Raw genomic sequence first — 17,809 nt, 5'->3', positions numbered from 1 at the left:
TCGCCCGGGAACTCCGGATCCAGCGGCAGGAACGCGCCACCGGCCCGGCCCACCGCCAGCAACGCGACCAGCAGGTCGACGCCGCGGCCCATGCACACCGCGACCGTCGACTCCGCGCCGACCCCGCGACCGGCGAGCCAGCGCGCCAGCCGCTCGACCCGGGCGTCGAGGTCCGCGTACGTCACCGTCTCGGCACCGCACAGCACCGCCACCGCGTCCGGCGTCCGCGCCGCCTGCGCCGCGAACAGCTCCGGCAGCAGCGTGTCCGGGAACTCGACGGCGGTGTCGTTCCACCGGTCCAGCACCAGGTCGTGTTCGTCGGCGTCGAGCACCTGGACCGCCGACAGCGGCGTCCGCGCCACGGCGTCGAGGCCGGCTTCGAGTGCGGTCAGCAGGCCGTCGACCGTGGTCTGCATCATCCGTGTCACCGCGAGCGGGTCGATCGGGGCGACCGCGTCCACCTTGAACCGGAAGCCGTGCCCGTCGTCGTCCACCGACATCGTCAGCGGGTAGTTGTTGATGTCGTGGGTGAACAGCGCCTGGATGCCGTCGAACCCGCCGTCGTCGGCCACCTCGGCGGGGCTGACGGTGTTGTGCCGGTAGTTGAACAGGGTGGTGAAGAGCGGCTCTCCCGCGGGCACCGCGCTCGCCCGTTGCGCCAGCGCCAGCGGGGCGTGCTCGTGCTTGAGCAGCCCGGCGAGCTGGCCGCGCATCTCGTGCAGCGCGGTGAGCGCGTCGAGGCCGCCGGTGCGGACCCGCACCGGGAGGGTGTTCATGAACAGGCCGGGCACGCGGTCGGCGCCGGCGCCGGCGTTCATCCGGCCGAACAGTACGGTGCCGAAGACGACGTCCTCGCGTCCGGACAGCACGGCGAGGAGCCGGGACCAGGCCACGTGCATGACGGTCGCCGGGCTCGCGCCCAGCCGCCGCGCGACCTCCCGGAGCCGCCGGCCGAGGTCGGCGTCCATGCCGGTGTGGGTGGTGGCGACACCGGTGCCGTCGCGCCGCACGTCGCTGATCCCGTAGGCGACCGTCGGCTCGTCGATGCCGGCCAGCAGCTCCTGGAAGAACCGCTCGTGCTCGCCGCTGGTGACGCCGGCCCGCGCCTGGGTGACGAAGTCGCGGAACGGCAGCGGCGCCTGCATCGAGCCGGCGCGGCCGGCCAGCAGCGCCCGCACCTCCCGCTGCAGGACCTCGAGGGTCGTGTGGTCCTGCACCAGGTGGTGGCGGCGCAGGACGCCGAGCCAGCGGCCTTCGGCGATCCCGGCGACGTGCAGGTCCATCAGCGGCGCGCGGCGCAGGTCCATCGACTGCCCGGCGACGCTCAGCAGCGCCGCGACCGGGTCGGCGGTGCCGTCCGGCAGGGGGACCTCGGTGACGGGCAGCGGCGCGCTGCGCCACACCACCTGGACCGGTTCCCGCAGCCCGGACCACACGACCGAGGTCCGGAACACGTCGTGGCGGTCGAGGACGTGCCGGAGCGCGGCGATGAACGCGTCCAGCCGTCCCCGGTCCGCGAACTCGATCATGGTGGGTGCGACGTAGACGTCTTCGCCGCCGCCGGCCAGGACGTGGTGGAACAGGATGCCTTCCTGCAGCGGGGCGAGGGGGTAGATGTCGGCGATGTTGGCCGCGCCGCCGGGCACCGTGCCGATGACCGCTTGGAGCTCGGCGTCGGTCAGGTCGACCAGCGGCAGCATCCGCGGCGTGATGACCTGCGCGCCGTCGGGGATCAGGTTCGGCGGGACCTCGACCGTCACCGCGCCCGCCACGGCGGCGAGCCCGGCCGGTGTGGGGGTGTCGAACAGTGCGGCGACGGACACCGGCACGCCACGCACCCGCAGCCACTCGACCAGCCGGACCGCGAGGAGGGAGTGGCCGCCCAGCTCGAAGAAGTCGTCGTCGACGCCGACGGTCTCCAGCCCGAGGACCTCGGCGAAGGCCTGGCAGAGGACCTCCTCGCGGGCGTTGGCGGGGCCCCGGCCCACGCCGGCGGCCGCGGCGAAGCCGGGCTCGGGGAGGGCCTTGCGGTTGAGCTTGCCGTTGCCGGTCAGCGGCAGCGCGTCGAGCGCCACGACCGCCGCCGGGACCATGTACTCCGGCAGCCGGCCCGCCAGGTACTGCCGGACCGCGCCCGGCAGTACCTGGTCGGTGACGTCGTCGGCGTCGGCCGGCACAACGTATGCGACGAGCTGCTTTCCGCCGGCGGGGTCGTCCCGGGCGATCACGGCCGCCTGGGCCACCTGCGGGTGGGTCAGCAGCGCCGCCTGTACCTCGCCCGGCTCGATCCGGAAGCCGCGGATCTTCACCTGGTCGTCGACCCGGCCGAGGTAGACCACGTCGCCGTCGCCGGTCCAGCGGACCAGGTCGCCGGTCCGGTACAGCCGGCCGCCATCCGGGTCGAACGGGTCGGCCACGAACCGCGACGCCGTCAGACCGGCCCGGCCGACGTAGCCGCGTGCCAGCTGCGGCCCGGCGACGTACAACTCGCCCGCCACCCCGACCGGGACCGGCGCCAGCCGCTCGTCCAGCACGTAGACCCGCGTGTTCGCCACAGGCCGGCCGACCGGCACCACAGCGCCGCCGTCCAACCGGGTGGTGAGGACACCGACTGTCGCCTCGGTCGGCCCGTAGTGGTTGAACACCTCCCTGACGGCGACGAGGTCGCGGACCAGGTCCGGCGACGCCGCCTCACCGCCCAGGACCACGGTCCGCGCCGGCAGCACCCCCGCGACACCGTCCGGGCCCGCGGCCAGCGCGGCAAGGTGCGACGGCACCACCTTCACGCCGTCGACCCGCTGCTCGCTCAGGAACGCGCCCAGCCCGACCGGATCGGTCACCAGGTCTTCCGGTACCACCACCAGCGTCGCACCGGACGACAGGGCGCCGAACACCACCGTGTTGCCGAGGTCCGTCACCTGCCCCTGCAACACCGCGAACCGGCCCGACCCGGCCAGACCCACCGCAGCAGGCACCGACGCCACATAGTTCAGCAGGCCGCCGTGCGTCACCCCGACACCCTTCGGCGTCCCCGTCGAACCCGACGTGTACATCACGTACGCCAGCTGACCCGGCGACACCGTGACACCGAGCGGGTCCGTGGACGTCCGCCCGATCGCGGCCGCGACCCGGGAGTCGTCGAGGGCCACCGAGCGCACCCGGCCGACCGGCAGCTCGTCGAGGACGTCCTCGGCGCCGAGCAGCACCGCCACCCGCGCGTCCGCGACCATGAACCCGAGCCGGTCCACCGGCAGCTCCGGGTCCAGCGGCAGGTACGCCGCACCGACCTTCCACACCGCCAGGAGACCCACGATCATGTCGAGGCCGCGCGGCAGGCACAGGCCGACCACCGACTCGACGCCGACGCCCAGGCCGGCCAGGTACCGGGCGAGCCGGTTCGCCCGCGCGTCCAGGTCGCCGTAGGTCACCTCGGCGCCGTCGGCGACCACGGCCACCGCGCCCGGGGACCGCTCGGCCCACCCGGACACCAGCTCCGGCACCGTGCCCGTGGGCACCTCGGCGGCCGTCCGGTTCCACTGCACCAGCAGCCGGTCCAGCTCGGCCTCGGCGAGAACACCGACCGCCGACAGCGACGAGGCGCTGCCGCCGTCGAGGGACCGCTCCAGCGCGGCCACGAGGTGACCGGTGGCGGTGTGCAGCATGCCGGCGACCGCGGCCGGGTCGATCGGGCGGACCGCGTCCACGATCAGGCCGAACCGGGAGCCGTCGTCGTCGACCGACACGTACAGCGGATAGTTGGTCCGCTGCCGGGTGTACAGGGTGCGGATGCCTTCGATGCCGCCGGCGACCTCTTCGCCCTCGGCCGCCGCGGTGGTCTCGTGCCGGTAGTTGAACAGCGTGGTGAACAGCGGCTGGTCCGCCGGGACCGCGCTCGCCCGCTGCGCCAGGACCAGCGGCGCGTGCTCGTGCTCCAGCAGCCCGGCGAGCTGGCTGCGCATCGCGGCGACGGCCGTGACGACGTCGGGTTCGCCGGTCCGGGCCCGCACCGGCAGCGTGTTGATGAACAGGCCGGGCACCCGGTCCGCGCCCTGGCCGCCGTTCATGCGGCCGAACAGCAGCGTCCCGAAGACCACGTCGTCGCGGCCGGACACCGCGGCCAGCACCCGCGCCCATGCGACGTGCATGACCGTGGCGGTGCTGGCGCCGAGCCGCCGCGCGACGTCCCGTAGCCGCAGCCCGAGGTCGGTGTCGACGTCGACCGAGAACCGGACGACCTCCGACCCGTCGCCGCGGACGTCGCGGAAGCCGAACGCGGCCGTCGGCTCGTCGACGCCCGCGAGCAGGTCGCGGAAGAACTCCTCGTGGTCGCCGCTGCGCAGCCGGGCCCGGGCCTGCGCGACGAAGTTGCGGAAGGGCAGCGGCGCCGCCAGATCGCCGGCGCGGCCGGCGAGGACCGCCCGGATCTCGGTCAGGACGACGCCCATCGCGGTGTGGTCCTGGACGAGGTGGTGCATCCGCACCAGGCCCAGCCAGCGGCCGCCGGCGACGGCGGCGACGTGCAGGTCCAGCAGCGGCGCGCGGCCCAGGTCCATCGACAGCGGCACCGCCGACAGCATCGCGGCCATCGGGTCCGCGGTGCCGGCGGGCAGCTCGAGCTCGGTCACCGACAGCCGCGCCGTGCGCCACACCGCCTGCACGGGTTCGCGCAGCCCGGCCCATACGACGGAGGTGCGGAAGATGTCGTGCCGGTCGATGACCCGCTGCAGGGCGGCGACGAACCGGTCGAGCCGCTCCCGGCCGTCGAACTCGATGATCATCGGCGCGGCGTACACGTCCTCGCCGCCCTCGGCCAGCAGGTGGTGGAACAGCATCCCTTCCTGCAGCGGGGCCAGGGGGTAGATGTCGGCGATGTTCGCCGCGCCGCCGGCGACCTTGGCCGCCACGGCCTGGATCTCGTCGGCGGACAGCTCGATCAGCGGCAGCATGCCGGGCGTGATCTCGCGCGCGCCGGCGGGGATGAGGTTCGGCGGGACCGCCACCTCGACGGGGCCCGCGACCGCCGCGAGCGCGGCCGGGGTCGGGGCGTCGAACAGCGTCCGCACCGACACCGACATGCCCCGCACCCGCAGCCACTCGGCGAGCCGCACCGCGACGAGCGAGTGCCCACCGAGGGCGAAGAAGTCGTCGTCGACCCCGACCTGCCCGACGCCGAGCACCTCGGCGAACGCCTGGCACAGCAGCTCTTCCCGGGTGTCGGCGGGGGCCCGCCCAGCGGTCGACGCCGAGCCGAAGTCGGGTGCGGGCAGGGCCCTGCGGTCCAGTTTGCCGTTCACGGTCAACGGCAGCGCGTCCAGCACCACGACCGCCGCCGGGACCATGTAGTCCGGCAGCCGCTCGCTCGCGAGCCGGCGCAGCGTGGCCGGCAGCGCGTCGCCGTCACCGTCGGCGGGCACGACGTAGGCGACGAGCCGCCGGTCACCGGGGACGTCCTCGCGGGCGATCACCGCGGCCTGCGCGACCTGCCGGTGGGTGCCGAGCACCGCCTCGATCTCGGCCGGTTCGATCCGGTATCCACGGATCTTCACCTGCTCGTCGGCGCGGCCGAGGTAGACCAGGTCACCTTCGGCGTCCCGGCGCACCACGTCGCCGGTCCGGTACAGCCGGCCGCCGTCCGGGTCGAACGGGTCGGCCACGAACCGTTCCGCGGTCAGCGCCGCCCGGCCGACATAACCCCGCGCGAGCTGCGCGCCCGCGATGTACAGCTCGCCGGCGACGCCCGCCGGCACCGGCGACAGCCGCTCGTCCAGCACGTACAGGCGGGTGTTCGCGATCGGCCGGCCGATCGGCACCTGCTCGCCGACGGCCTGCCCGGCCGTCACCCGGTGCACGCAGCAGCCGACGACCGTCTCGGTCGGGCCGTACTCATTGACGACGACGGAGCCGGGGGTGCGGTCCAGCCACTGCCGGACGGGGCCCGCGGTCAGGGCCTCGCCGCCGACGACGAGGACCTTCGCGGCCCGGGCGGCGGCATCGTCGGTGATGTACTCCGCCAGCAGCGGCAGGTGGGCGGGGACGACCTTCAGCACGTCGAACCCGTCGCCGCCGTTGACCAGCTCGGCCAGGCCTTCCGCGCCGCCGTCGACGCTGACGGCGACCGGCGACCCGGTCGCCAGGGGCACCACCACGCTCGTCACGGTGAGGTCGAACGCCAGCGACGAGTGCAGCACGGCACCCTTCGCCGCCGGGCCGTACTCGGCGGCCGCCCAGGCCACGTAGTTCGCCAGGCCCGCGTGCGTGACCGCCACGCCCTTCGGCAGGCCCGTCGACCCGGACGTGTAGATCACGTACGCCAGCTGCTGCGGCGCGACCGGCACGTGCAGCGGCGCTTCCGGCTGTGCCGCCACCGACGCGGCCACCCGCGGGTCGTCCAGCGCGACCGTCCGCACCCGGCTCGCCGGCAGCTCGTCGAGGACGTCCTCGAGGCCCAGCAGCACCGCGGCGCGCGCGTCGGCGACGACGAATCCGATCCGCTCCGGCGGCGACTGCACGTCGATCGGCAGGTACGCCGCACCGGCCTTCCACGCCGCCAGCAGCGCCACGATCATGTCGGCGCCGCGCGGCAGGCACAGCCCCACCACGGACTCGGCACCGACGCCGAGGGTGGCCAGGTACCGGGCCAGGCGGTTCGCCCGGGCGTCCAGCTCCGCGTACGACACCACTGCGCCGTCGCACACGACCGCGGTCGCGTGCGGTGACCGCGCCGCCTGCTCGGCGAACAGCTGCGGCACGAGCGCCGCCGGCCCGTCGACCCGGGTGTCGTTGCACCCGACCAGGACCCGCTCCAGCGCGGCCGCGTCCAGCACCGGCACCGCCGACAGCGACGTCCGCGAGTGGCCGCCGAGGTCGGTCTCCAGCGCCGACACCAGACCCGACACTGCGGTGAGCATCATCGCGGCCAGCGCGTCCGGGTCGATCGGCCCGACGGCGTCGACGACCACACCGAACCCGACGCCGTCGTCGTTCACCGAGACCGTCAGCGGGTAGTTGTTCCGGTCCCGGACGAGCACCTGCCGCATGCCGTCGCGCAGCCCGTCGCCGACCCGGATCTGGTCGCTGGTGCTGTACCGGTAGTTGAACAGCGTCGTGAACAGCGGCGACCCGGCGGCCACCGTGCTGGCCCGCTGCGCGACCGCGAGCGGCGCGTGCTCGTGCTCCAGCAGCCCGGCCAGCTGGGCCCGCATCGCGGAGACGGCGGCGACGACGTCGAGGTCGCCGGTGCGGACCCGCACCGGCAGCGTGTTGATGAACAGGCCCGGCACCCGGTCGGCGCCGACGCCGGCGTTCATCCGGCCGAACAGCACGGTCCCGAACACGACGTCGGCGCGGGCCGCGACCACGGCGAGGACGCGGGACCAGGCGACGTGCATCAGCGTCGCCGGGCTCGCGCCCAGCCGCCGGGCCACGTCCCGCAGCCGCACGCCGAGGCCGGCGTCCATGTCGGCGTGGACGGTGGCGACCGCGGATCCGTCCCCGCGCACGTCCGTCACGCCGAACGCCGTGGTCGGCTCGTCGACGCCGGTCAGCAGCGTGCGGAAGTACCCTTCGTGGTCGAGCTCGCGGGCGCCGGCGCGGGCCTGGGCGACGAAGTTGCGGAACGGCAGCGGCTCCGGCAGGGTGTCGGCGCGGCCGGACAGGGTCGCCTCGATCTCGCCCAGCACCACCTCCAGCGCGGTGTGGTCCTGGACGAGGTGGTGGACCCTGACCAGCCCGAGCCACGGCCCGCCGGTGAGCTCCGCCGCGTGCACGTCCAGCAGCGGCGCCCGGCCCAGGTCCATGGACGCGCCCACGTGGGCCGCGAGCTGCGCCGCGGGGTCCGCGCCGCCGGCGTCGAGCCGCACCTCGGTGACGGGCACCGTCGCGCGCCGCCGGACGACCTGCACCGGCTCCCGCAGCCCGGACCACACCACCGACGTGCGGAACACGTCGTGCCGGTCGACGACCTGCTGCAGCGCCCCGACGAACCCGTCGAGCCGGTGGCGGTCGTCGAACTCCAGCACGAACGACGTGACGTAGGCGTCCTCGCCGCCGTCGGCGAGGAGGTGGTGGAACAGCATGCCTTCCTGCAGCGGCGCGAGCGGGTAGATGTCCGCCACGTTGGCCGCGCCGCCCTCGACGGTGCCGACCACCGCCCGGATCTCCGCCTCGGTCAGCTCGACCAGGGGCAGCATGTCCGGGGTGATCTCCTCCGCACCGGCGGGGATCAGGTTCGGCGGCACCTCCACGGCGGCGGCGCCCGCGGCCGCGGCCAGCCCGGCGGGTGTCGGGGACAGGAACAGCGCGCGCACCGACACCGCGACGCCGCGCGCCCGCAGCCACTCGACCAGCGACACCGCCGACAGCGAGTGCCCGCCGAGGGCGAAGAAGTCGTCGTCGACGCCGACCGTCTCCAGGCGGAGCACCTCGGCAAAGCCTTCGCACAGCACCTCCTCGCGGGCGTTGCCGGGGCCGCGGCCGGGCTTGTCGCGCCCCGCCAGGTCCGGTGCGGGCAGCGCGGCGCGGTCGAGCTTGCCGTTCGGCGTGAGCGGCAGCCGGTCGAGGACCACCACCGCCGACGGCACCATGTGCTCGGGGAGCTGCGCGGCCGCGAACTCCCGCAGCAGGTACGGCAGCCCGTCGGCACCGTCGGTGGGCACCACGTAGGCGACCAGGCGCCGGTCCCCGGCGGGTTCCTCGCGGGCGATGACCGCGGCCTGCGCGACCTGCGGGTGCCGGCCCAGGGTCGCGGCGATCTCGCCGGGTTCGATCCGGAAGCCGCGGATCTTCACCTGCTCGTCGGCGCGCCCGACGAAGACCAGGTCGCCGTCGCCGGTCCACCGGACCAGGTCACCGGTCCGGTACAGCCGCCCGCCGTGGCCGAACGGGTCGGCGACGAAGCGTTCCGCCGTCATCCCGGCCCGGTTCACGTATCCGCGGGCGAGCTGCGCCCCGGCGAGGTACAGCTCGCCGACGACGTTCGCCGGCACCGCCTTGAGGTCGCCGTCGAGGACGTATGTGCGGCTGTTGCCGGTCGGCCGGCCGAACGGCACCACCGCTTTCTCGCCGCCGACCTCGCCGGCGGCGACCATGACCGCCGCCTCGGTGGGCCCGTACGTGTTGACCAGCACCCGGTCCGCGGACCACTGCCGCGCCTGCCGGGCCGAGATCGCCTCGGAGCCGACCACCAGCCGCCGCACCGGCGCGAGGTCCTGCGGGCTGAGGACCTCCAGCAGGCTCGGCACCACGCTGGTGATCTCCACGCCGGTCGCGGCGACCAGTTCCCGCAGCAGCCCGGCGTCCTTCCGCTGCGCCGACGATGCGATCACCAGCCGCGCGCCCGACGTCAACGTGACCGCGAGGTCCAGCACCGACGCGTCGAAACTGAACGACGCGAACTGCAACACCCCAGCACCCGGACGGGCGTCGAAGACCGGCGTGAACACCGACGCCGCGTTCGCCAGCGCCGCGTGCGAGACGCCGACGCCCTTCGGTACACCCGTCGAACCCGACGTGTAGATCACGTACGCCAACTGGCTGCCACGCGTCGACACCGCCGGAAGCGGCCCATCGGAAAACGGCAGCTCCGTCAGCACGCACACCGGCGCCGCATCCTCGACGATGAACGCGACCCGGTCCGCCGGGTAGTCCGGGTCGATCGGCACGTAGGCGCCGCCGGCCTTCCACACCGCGAGGACCGCCACCACCATGTCGGTGCTGCGCGGCAGGCAGAGTCCGACCAGCGACTCCGCGCCCACACCCCGAGCGGCCAGCGCGCTCGCCACCCGGTCCGAGCGGGCGTCCAGCTCCGCGTAGGACAGCGTCACGCCGTCGCACACCACGGCGGCCGCGTCCGGGTCCCGGGCCACCTGCGCCTTGAACTGGTCCAGCACCGTCGCGTCGGGCACCGCGACCGCGGTGTCGTTCCACTCGATCAGCACCCGGTCGCGCTCGGCCGGGTCGAGGACGTCGATGCCGGAGATCGGCGCCGACGGGTCGGCCAGGAGCGCGTCCAGCACCCGGATCCACCGCTGCGCGATCGACGCCACCGTTTCGGAGCCGAACAGGTCCGCCGCACCGGTCACCACTCCGCGCAGCCCGGCGGCGGCACCGTCGCCGCCCACGGTCTCGGAGAGCGTGAAGTCCAGGTCGAACTTCGCCGCCGTGGCACCGGATCCCTGCCCTTCGACGCGCACGCCGGGCAGGTCCAGCACGGCGCCTTCGGTGTTCTGCACCGTCAGCATCACCTGGAAGAGCGGGTGCCGGGCCAGGGACCGGGCCGGCGACAGCTCCTCCACGAGGCGTTCGAACGGCACGTCCTGGTGCTCGAACCCGGCCAGTGTCGCTTCCCGCACCCGCGCCAGCAGCTCGGTGAACGCCGGGTCGCCGGCGACGTCGGTCCGCATCACGAGCGTGTTGACGAAGCTGCCGACGAGGTCGTCGAGGGCTTCGTCGGTGCGGCCCGCGACCGCCGTCCCGATCGGGATGTCGGTGCCGGCGCCGAGCTTGGCCAGCAGGACCCCGAGGCCCGCCTGCAGCAGCATGAACACGGTCACGCCCTCGTCCCGCGCGACGCGCACCAGCCGCGCGTACAGCTCGGCCTCGATCTCCACGGGCACGGCGTGCGCCCGGTGGCCGGCGACCGCCGGACGCCGCCGGTCCACCGGCAACGCCAGCTCCTCCGGCGCGCCCGCGAGGGCCTCCCGCCAGTAGCCGACCTGCCGCGAGATCACACTGTCCACATCGGACTCGTCGCCGAGGAGGTCGCGCTGCCACAGGGCGTAGTCGGCGTACTGCACCGGCAGCGGCGCCCACGCGGGTGCCTGCCCGGCCAGCCGCGCCCGGTACGCCAGCGACACGTCCGCGGCGAGCGGGCCGGTCGACCAGCCGTCGCCCGCGATGTGGTGCACGACCACGACCAGCGTCCACTCGTCCGGGCCGGCGTCGAACAGCCACGCCCGGACCGGCACCTCGGCGCCGAGGTCGAAGGTGTACCGCGCCGCGGCCTCGACCGCCGCCGGCAGGTCCTCCGCCGGGACGTGCACCTGCTGCAGCCGCCAGTCCAGTGCCTTGGCCGGGATCACCTGCTGGACCGGCTGGCCGTCGACGGTCGGGAACACCGTGCGGAGCACCTCGTGCCGGCCGATCACGTCCCGCAGCGCCGTGTCCAGCGCAGCGGCGTCGACGCGGCCGGTAAGGCGCAGCACGACCGGGATGTTGTAGACGGCGCTCGGGCCCTCCAGCTGCCCGATGAACCAGAGGCGCTGCTGGGCGTACGACAGCGGCAGCCGCTCCGGACGGTCCCACGGCACCAGCGCTTCTCGCGCGTTCCGCGCCCCGGTCAGCCGTCCGGCGAGCCGCGCGGGGGTCGGGGCCTCGAACAGCGCCCGCAGCGGCAGCTCGACGTCGAACACGGCCCGGACCCGGCTGATCAGCCGCACCGCGAGGAGCGAGTGCCCGCCGAGGGCGAAGAAGTCGTCGTCGACCCCGACCGCCTGGAGCTTGAGTACCTCGGCGAACGCGAGGCACAGCAGCTCCTCGTGCACGCTGCCCGGCCCGCGGCCGCTCCCGGCCGCCGACGCGAAGTCCGGTGCGGGCAGCGCCTTACGGTCGAGCTTGCCGTTCACGGTGACCGGCAGCGCGTCGAGGGTCACGACGACGGCGGGCACCATGTACTCGGGCAGCCGGGTCGCGGCGAACTCCCGCAGCACCGCCGCGTCGACCGCGCCGACGACGTACGCCACGAGCCGCTCGTCCCGGACGATGACGGCGACCTGGTCGACGCCCGCGTGCCCGGCGAGGACGGCTTCGATCTCGCCGGGTTCGATCCGGAACCCGCGGATCTTCACCTGCTCGTCGGACCGGCCCAGGTAGACGAGGTTGCCGTCGGCGTCCCAGCGGACGACGTCGCCGGTGCGGTACAGCCGGCCGCCGTCGTCGAACGGGTCGGCGACGAACCGGTCGGCGGTCAGCGCGGGGCGGCCGGCGTAGCCGAGGGCCAGCTGGGTCCCGGCGAGGTACAGCTCGCCGGCCACGCCCACCGGGACCGGCGCGAGCCGGTCGTCGAGGACGTAGGTGCGGGTGTTGAACACCGGCCTGCCGATCGGCACCACCGGCGAACCGTCGGCGACGACCTCGAACTCGGTGACGTCCACCGCGGCCTCGGTCGGGCCGTACAGGTTGAACAGCTTCGTGTCCGGCAGGACCTCGAAGAAACGGTCCCGCTGGTTGGTGCCGAGCGCCTCACCCGAGCACACCACCCGCCGCAGGCCGACACACGACGCCGCCTCCGGCGCGGCCAGGAACGCGTCCAGCATCGACGGCACGAAGTGCACCGTGTCGACCCGCTCCGACCGGATCAGCTCGGCGACGTACGCCGGGTCGCGGTGACCGTCCGGCCGGGCGATCACCATGACGGCGCCCTGGATGAGCGGCCAGAACAGCTCCCAGACCGAGACGTCGAACCCGAACGGCGTCTTGTGCAGCACCCGGTCCCCGGGCTGGAGTCCAAACCGGGCCTGCATCCACACGAGGCGGTTCACGATCCCCGCGTGCGACACGACAACGCCCTTGGGCTGCCCCGTCGAACCCGACGTGTAGATGACGTACGCCGGGTTGTCCGGCAGCACCGGCACGTCCTCGGCGGGCGACAGACCGGACGCGTCGGCGAGCGTCGACTCCGACACCACGCACACCGCACCCGCGTCCGCCACCATGAACGCCACGCGCTCGGGCGGCAGCTCGGGGTCGATCGGCAGGTACGCGCCGCCGGCCTTCAGTACGGCCAGCAACGCCACCACCAGGTCGGCCCCGCGCGGCAGGCACACGCCCACCACCGCGCCGGCGGTCACGCCCTGCCCGGCGAGGTGCCAGGCCAGCCGGCTCGCGCGGGCATCCAGGTCCGCGTACGACACCGGTACACCGTCGAAAACGACCGCGGGAGCATCCGGCGTCCGCGCCGCCTGCGCCGCGAACAACGCCGGCAGCGTCGCTTCGGCGACCGTGGCACCGGTGTCGTTCCACTGCCGCAGCACCCGGTCCAGCTCGGCCGGGTCGAGGACGCCGAGGTCGGACAGCGCCGTCGGTCCGTGGCCGTCGAGGCCGTCCTCCAGCGCCGCCACGAGGCCGCCGATCACGGTGTGCAGCATGCTCGCGACCGAGCCCCCGTCGATCGGGCCGACCGCGTCGACGACCAGCCCGAACCCGTCGCCGTTGTCGTCGACCGCGACGGCCAGCGGATAGTTCGTCCGGTTGCGGACGAGGAGGTGCCGGACCTCGCCGGCTCCGTCGCCGTCGCGGCCCGCCGCGGTGTTGTACCGGTAGTTGAACAGGGTCGTGAAGAGCGGCACGTCGGCGGGCACCGCGCTGGCCCGCTGCGCGACCGCCAGCGGCGCGTGCTCGTGCTCCAGCAGCCCGGCCAGCTGGCTGCGCATCGCGGTGACGGCGGCGGCGACGTCGAGGTCTCCGGTCCGCGCCCGCACCGGCAGCGTGTTGATGAACAGGCCCGGCACCTCGGCCGCGCCGACGCCGGCGTTCATCCGCCCGAACAGCAGCGTCCCGAACACCACGTCCTCACGCGCCGCGACCACGGCGAGCACCCGTGCCCACGCCACGTGCAGCAGCGTCGCGGGGCTTGCGCCCATCCTCCGGGCCACCTCACGCAGCCGCACGCCCAGGCCGGCGTCCACCTCGGCGTGCGTGGTGGCGACCGCCGAGCCGTCCCCGTGCACGTCGGTCACGCCGAACGCGACGGTCGGCTCGTCGACGTCCGCGAGCAGCTCGTGGAAGTACCGCTCGTGCTCCTCGGCGCTGAGCCCGAGCCGGGCCTGCGCGACGAAGTTGCGGAAGGGCTGCGGGGTGGCCAGCTCGCCGGCGCGCCCGGCCAGGATGGTGCGCACCTCGTTGTACACGACCTCCACGGCCGTGTGGTCCTGCACGAGGTGGTGGATCCGCACCATCACCATCCAGCGGTCACCGGCCGCCGCGGCGACGTGCACGTCGAGGAGCGGGGCGCGGCCGAGGTCCATCCCCGATCCGACGAGCGACACCAGCGCCGCCGCGGGGTCCGGTTCTTCCGCCGGTACGGCGACCTCGACGACCGGCAGCGTCGCCGCTCGCCACACGACCTGGACCGGCTCGCGCAGGCCGGCCCACACCACCGACGTCCGGAAGATGTCGTGCCGGTCGATGACCCGCTGCAGCGCCGCGACGAAGTTGTCGACGCCGGCGCGGTCGGGGACCTCGAACACGCGCGACACGGCGTACACGTCCTCGCGGCCGCCGCCGTCGGCGAGGAGGTGGTGGAACAGCATGCCTTCCTGCAACGGGGCGAGGGGGTAGACGTCGGCGACGTTGCCCGCTCCGCCGGCGACGGTGTCGACGACCGTCCGGAGCTCGGCCTCAGTGAGGTCGACCAGGGGCAGCATGTCCGGCGTGATCTCGCGCGCGCCGGCGGGGATCCGGTTCGCCGGCACCTCGACGGCCGCCGCTCCGGCGACCGCGGCGAGGCCGGCCGGGGTCCGGGCGGTGTCGAAGAGCCTGCGCACCGACACGGACACGCCACGCACCCGCAGCCACTCCACCAGCCGCACCGCCAGCAGCGAGTGCCCGCCGAGCGCGAAGAAGTCGTCGTCGACCCCGACGGCTTCGAGGCCGAGGACCTGCGCGAACGCCTGGCACAGCAGCTCTTCGCGCGCGTTCGCCGGACCGCGCCCCGTCCCTGCGACGTACGAGGGCGCAGGCAACGCCTTGCGGTCGAGCTTCCCGTTCCCGGTCAGCGGCAGGGCATCCAGCGTCACGACGGCGGACGGCACCATGTGCTCCGGCAGCCGCGCGGCCACGAACTCCCGCAGGGTTGCCGGCTCGACCGCACCGACCACGTAGGCGACCAGGCGCCCGTCCCTGACCACGACCGCGGCCTGCTCGACGTCCGGGTGCCCGGCCACGACCGCCCGCACCTCACCCGGCTCCACCCGGAACCCACGGATCTTCACCTGCTCGTCGACCCGGCCGACGAACACCAGGTTGCCGTCGCCGGTCCACCGCACCAGGTCCCCGGTGCGATACAGGCGGCCGCCCTCGGGATCGAACGGGTCCGCTACGAACCGGGCCGCCGTCAGCTCCGCCTGACCGAGGTAGCCACGCGCCAGCTGTGCGCCCGCCACGTACAACTCACCGGCGACGCCGACCGGCACCGGCGAGAGCCGGTCGTCCAGGACGTACACCCGCGTGTTCGCCGCCGGCCGACCGATCGGGACCACCGCACCGGCGGCCAGCCGCGTCGTCAGCACACCGACGGTCGTCTCCGTCGGGCCGTAGTGGTTGAACACCTCGCGCGCGGCGGCCAGGTCACGCACCAGGTCCGGCGAGGCGGCCTCACCACCGAGCACCACCGTCCGCGCGGGCAGCACACCCGCAAGCCCGTCCGGGCCGGATGCCAGCGCCGACAGGTGCGACGGCACGACCTTCAAACCGTCGACCCGCTCCGCCGCGACGAACTCCGCCATCGCCGCCGGATCCGTCACCACCTGCTCCGGCGCCACCACCAGCGTCCCGCCCGACGACAACGCCCCGAACACCACCGTGTTCCCCAGGTCCGTCACCTGACCCTGCAACACCCCGAACCGACCCGGACCCGCCAGACCAACCCGGGCAGGGACCGAACCCACGTAGTTCGCCAAACCGCCGTGCGTCACGCCGACGCCCTTCGGCACACCCGTCGAACCCGACGTGTACACCACGTACGCCAACTGCCCCGGCAGCACCTCGTCCTCGAGGGGCGCGTCCGACAGCGACGGCAGCCGAGGGTCGTCGACCGTCACCGTCTGCACGCCGTCCAGCAGTTGTTCCGCGCCGACGAGGACCGCCGCGCGGGCGTCGGCCAGCATGAACCGGATCCGCTCGGCGGGGTGCGACGGGTCCAGCGGCAGGTACGCGCCGCCGGCCTTCCACACCGCCAGCAACGCCACGATCATGTCCACCCCGCGGGGCAGGCACAGGCCCACCACCGACTCCGCACCGACGCCGAGGCCGCGCAGATGACGGGCCATACGGTTCGCCCGGGCGTCCAGCTCCGCGTACGACAGCTCGGAACCGTCACACACCACGGCCGCCACGTCCGGCGTCCGCGCCACCTGACCGGCGAACATCGCCGGCACCGTCACCGCCGGCAGCGCCACCCGCGTGTCGTTCCACCGGTGGAGCACCAGGTCCCGCTCGGCCGCGGCCAGCACCGGCACCGCCGACAGCGGCATGCCCGGCCCCGCGGCGGGGTCCGCCGACAGCGCCGTCACGAGGTGGCCGACGACGGTGTGCAGCATGGTGGCCACCGCGTGCGGGTCGATCGGTCCGACCGCGTCGACGGTGAGCTCGAACCCGGTGCCGTCGTCGTCGACGGACACGCCCAGCGGGTAGTTCGTGGTGTCGCGGGACCACACGGCCCGGACGCCGTCGAACTCGCCGGCGCCGTCGGGGCCGCGGCTGGTGTCGTGCCGGTAGTTGAACAGCGTGGTGAACAGCGGCTGGTCGCCCGGCACCCCGCTCACCTGCCGCACCAGCGTCAGCGGCGCGTGCTCGTGCGCCAGCAGCCGCGCGAGTTGTCCGCGCATCGCGGTGACCGCTCCCGGCACGTCCAGGTCGCCGGTGTCCATCCGCACCGGGAGGGTGTTGATGAACAGGCCCGGGACCCGGTTGCCGCCGGTGCCGGCGTTCATCCGGCCGAACAGCACCGTGCCGAAGACCACGTCGGACCGGCCGGAGACCGCGGCGAGGACCCGGGACCACGCCACGTGCAGCACCGTCGCGGGGCTCACGCCGAGCCGCCGGGACACGTCGCGCAGCCGCGCCGCCTGGCCGGGGTCCAGGACCCGGACGGCGCGCTCCAGGCCGGAGCCGTCGCCGCGCACGTCGCCGATCCCGTACGCCGCGGTCGGCTCGTCCACACCGGCCAGCAGGTCCCGGAAGTACCGCTCGTGCTCGCCACGGGACAGCCCGGCACGGGCCTGCGCGACGAAGCTCCGGTACGGCTGTGGCGCCGGCAGCTCGTCGTCGCGCCCGGCGAGCACGAGCTGGACCTCCGCCAGCACCAGGTCCAGGGCGGTGTGGTCCTGCACCAGGTGGTGGGTCCGCAGCAGGCCGAGCCACCGCCCGTCCGGGAGCCCGGTGACGTGCAGGTCCAGCAGTGGGGCACGGCCCAGGTCCATCGACCAGCCGACGGCGGCGACCAGGTCGGCGACCGCGTCCCCGGTGTCGCCGGGCAGGCCGACCTCGGTCACCGGCAGCGCCGCGGCCCGCCACACGACCTGCACGGGCTCCGGCAGCCCCGTCCACACGATCGAGGTGCGGAACACGTCGTGCCGGTCGATGACCTGCTGCAGCGCCGCGACGAGCTGGTCGAGCCGGTCGCGGCCGGCGAACTCCAGGACGAACGACGTGACGTACACGTCGTCGCCGCCGTCGGCGAGCAGGTGGTGGAACAGGATGCCTTCCTGCAGCGGCGCGAGGGGGTAGATGTCGGCGACATTGGCCGCGCCGCCCTCGACACCGCCGACGACCGCTTCGATCTCGGCGGCGGTCAGCCGCACCAGCGGCAGCATCTCCGGCGTGATCGCCTGCGCGCCCGCGGGGATCCGGGTCGGCGGGACCTCAACGGTCGCACCCGCGGCCGCGGCGGCGAGCCCGGCCGGGGTCGGCGTCTCGAACAGCGCCCGCGCCGACACCGACACACCCCGCACCCGCAGCCACTCGACCAGCTGCACAGCGAGGAGCGAGTGCCCGCCGAGGGCGAAGAAGTCGTCGTCAACCCCCGCGGCGTCGA

At 74.4% G+C, this 17,809-nt stretch carries 1 protein-coding gene; it reads right to left on the bottom strand.

Features of this window, described 5'->3' with window-relative positions; translation table 11 throughout:
- On the bottom strand, window positions 1-17,809 hold a 17,809-nt coding region (locus AB0J72_RS57665), incomplete at both ends, for an amino acid adenylation domain-containing protein (RefSeq protein ID WP_363417374.1).

It is taken from the genome of Dactylosporangium sp. NPDC049742 (genome assembly GCF_040674675.1).
GTDB classification, from domain to species: domain Bacteria; phylum Actinomycetota; class Actinomycetes; order Mycobacteriales; family Micromonosporaceae; genus Dactylosporangium; species Dactylosporangium maewongense.
This window is presented reverse-complemented; position numbering and strand designations above follow the sequence as displayed.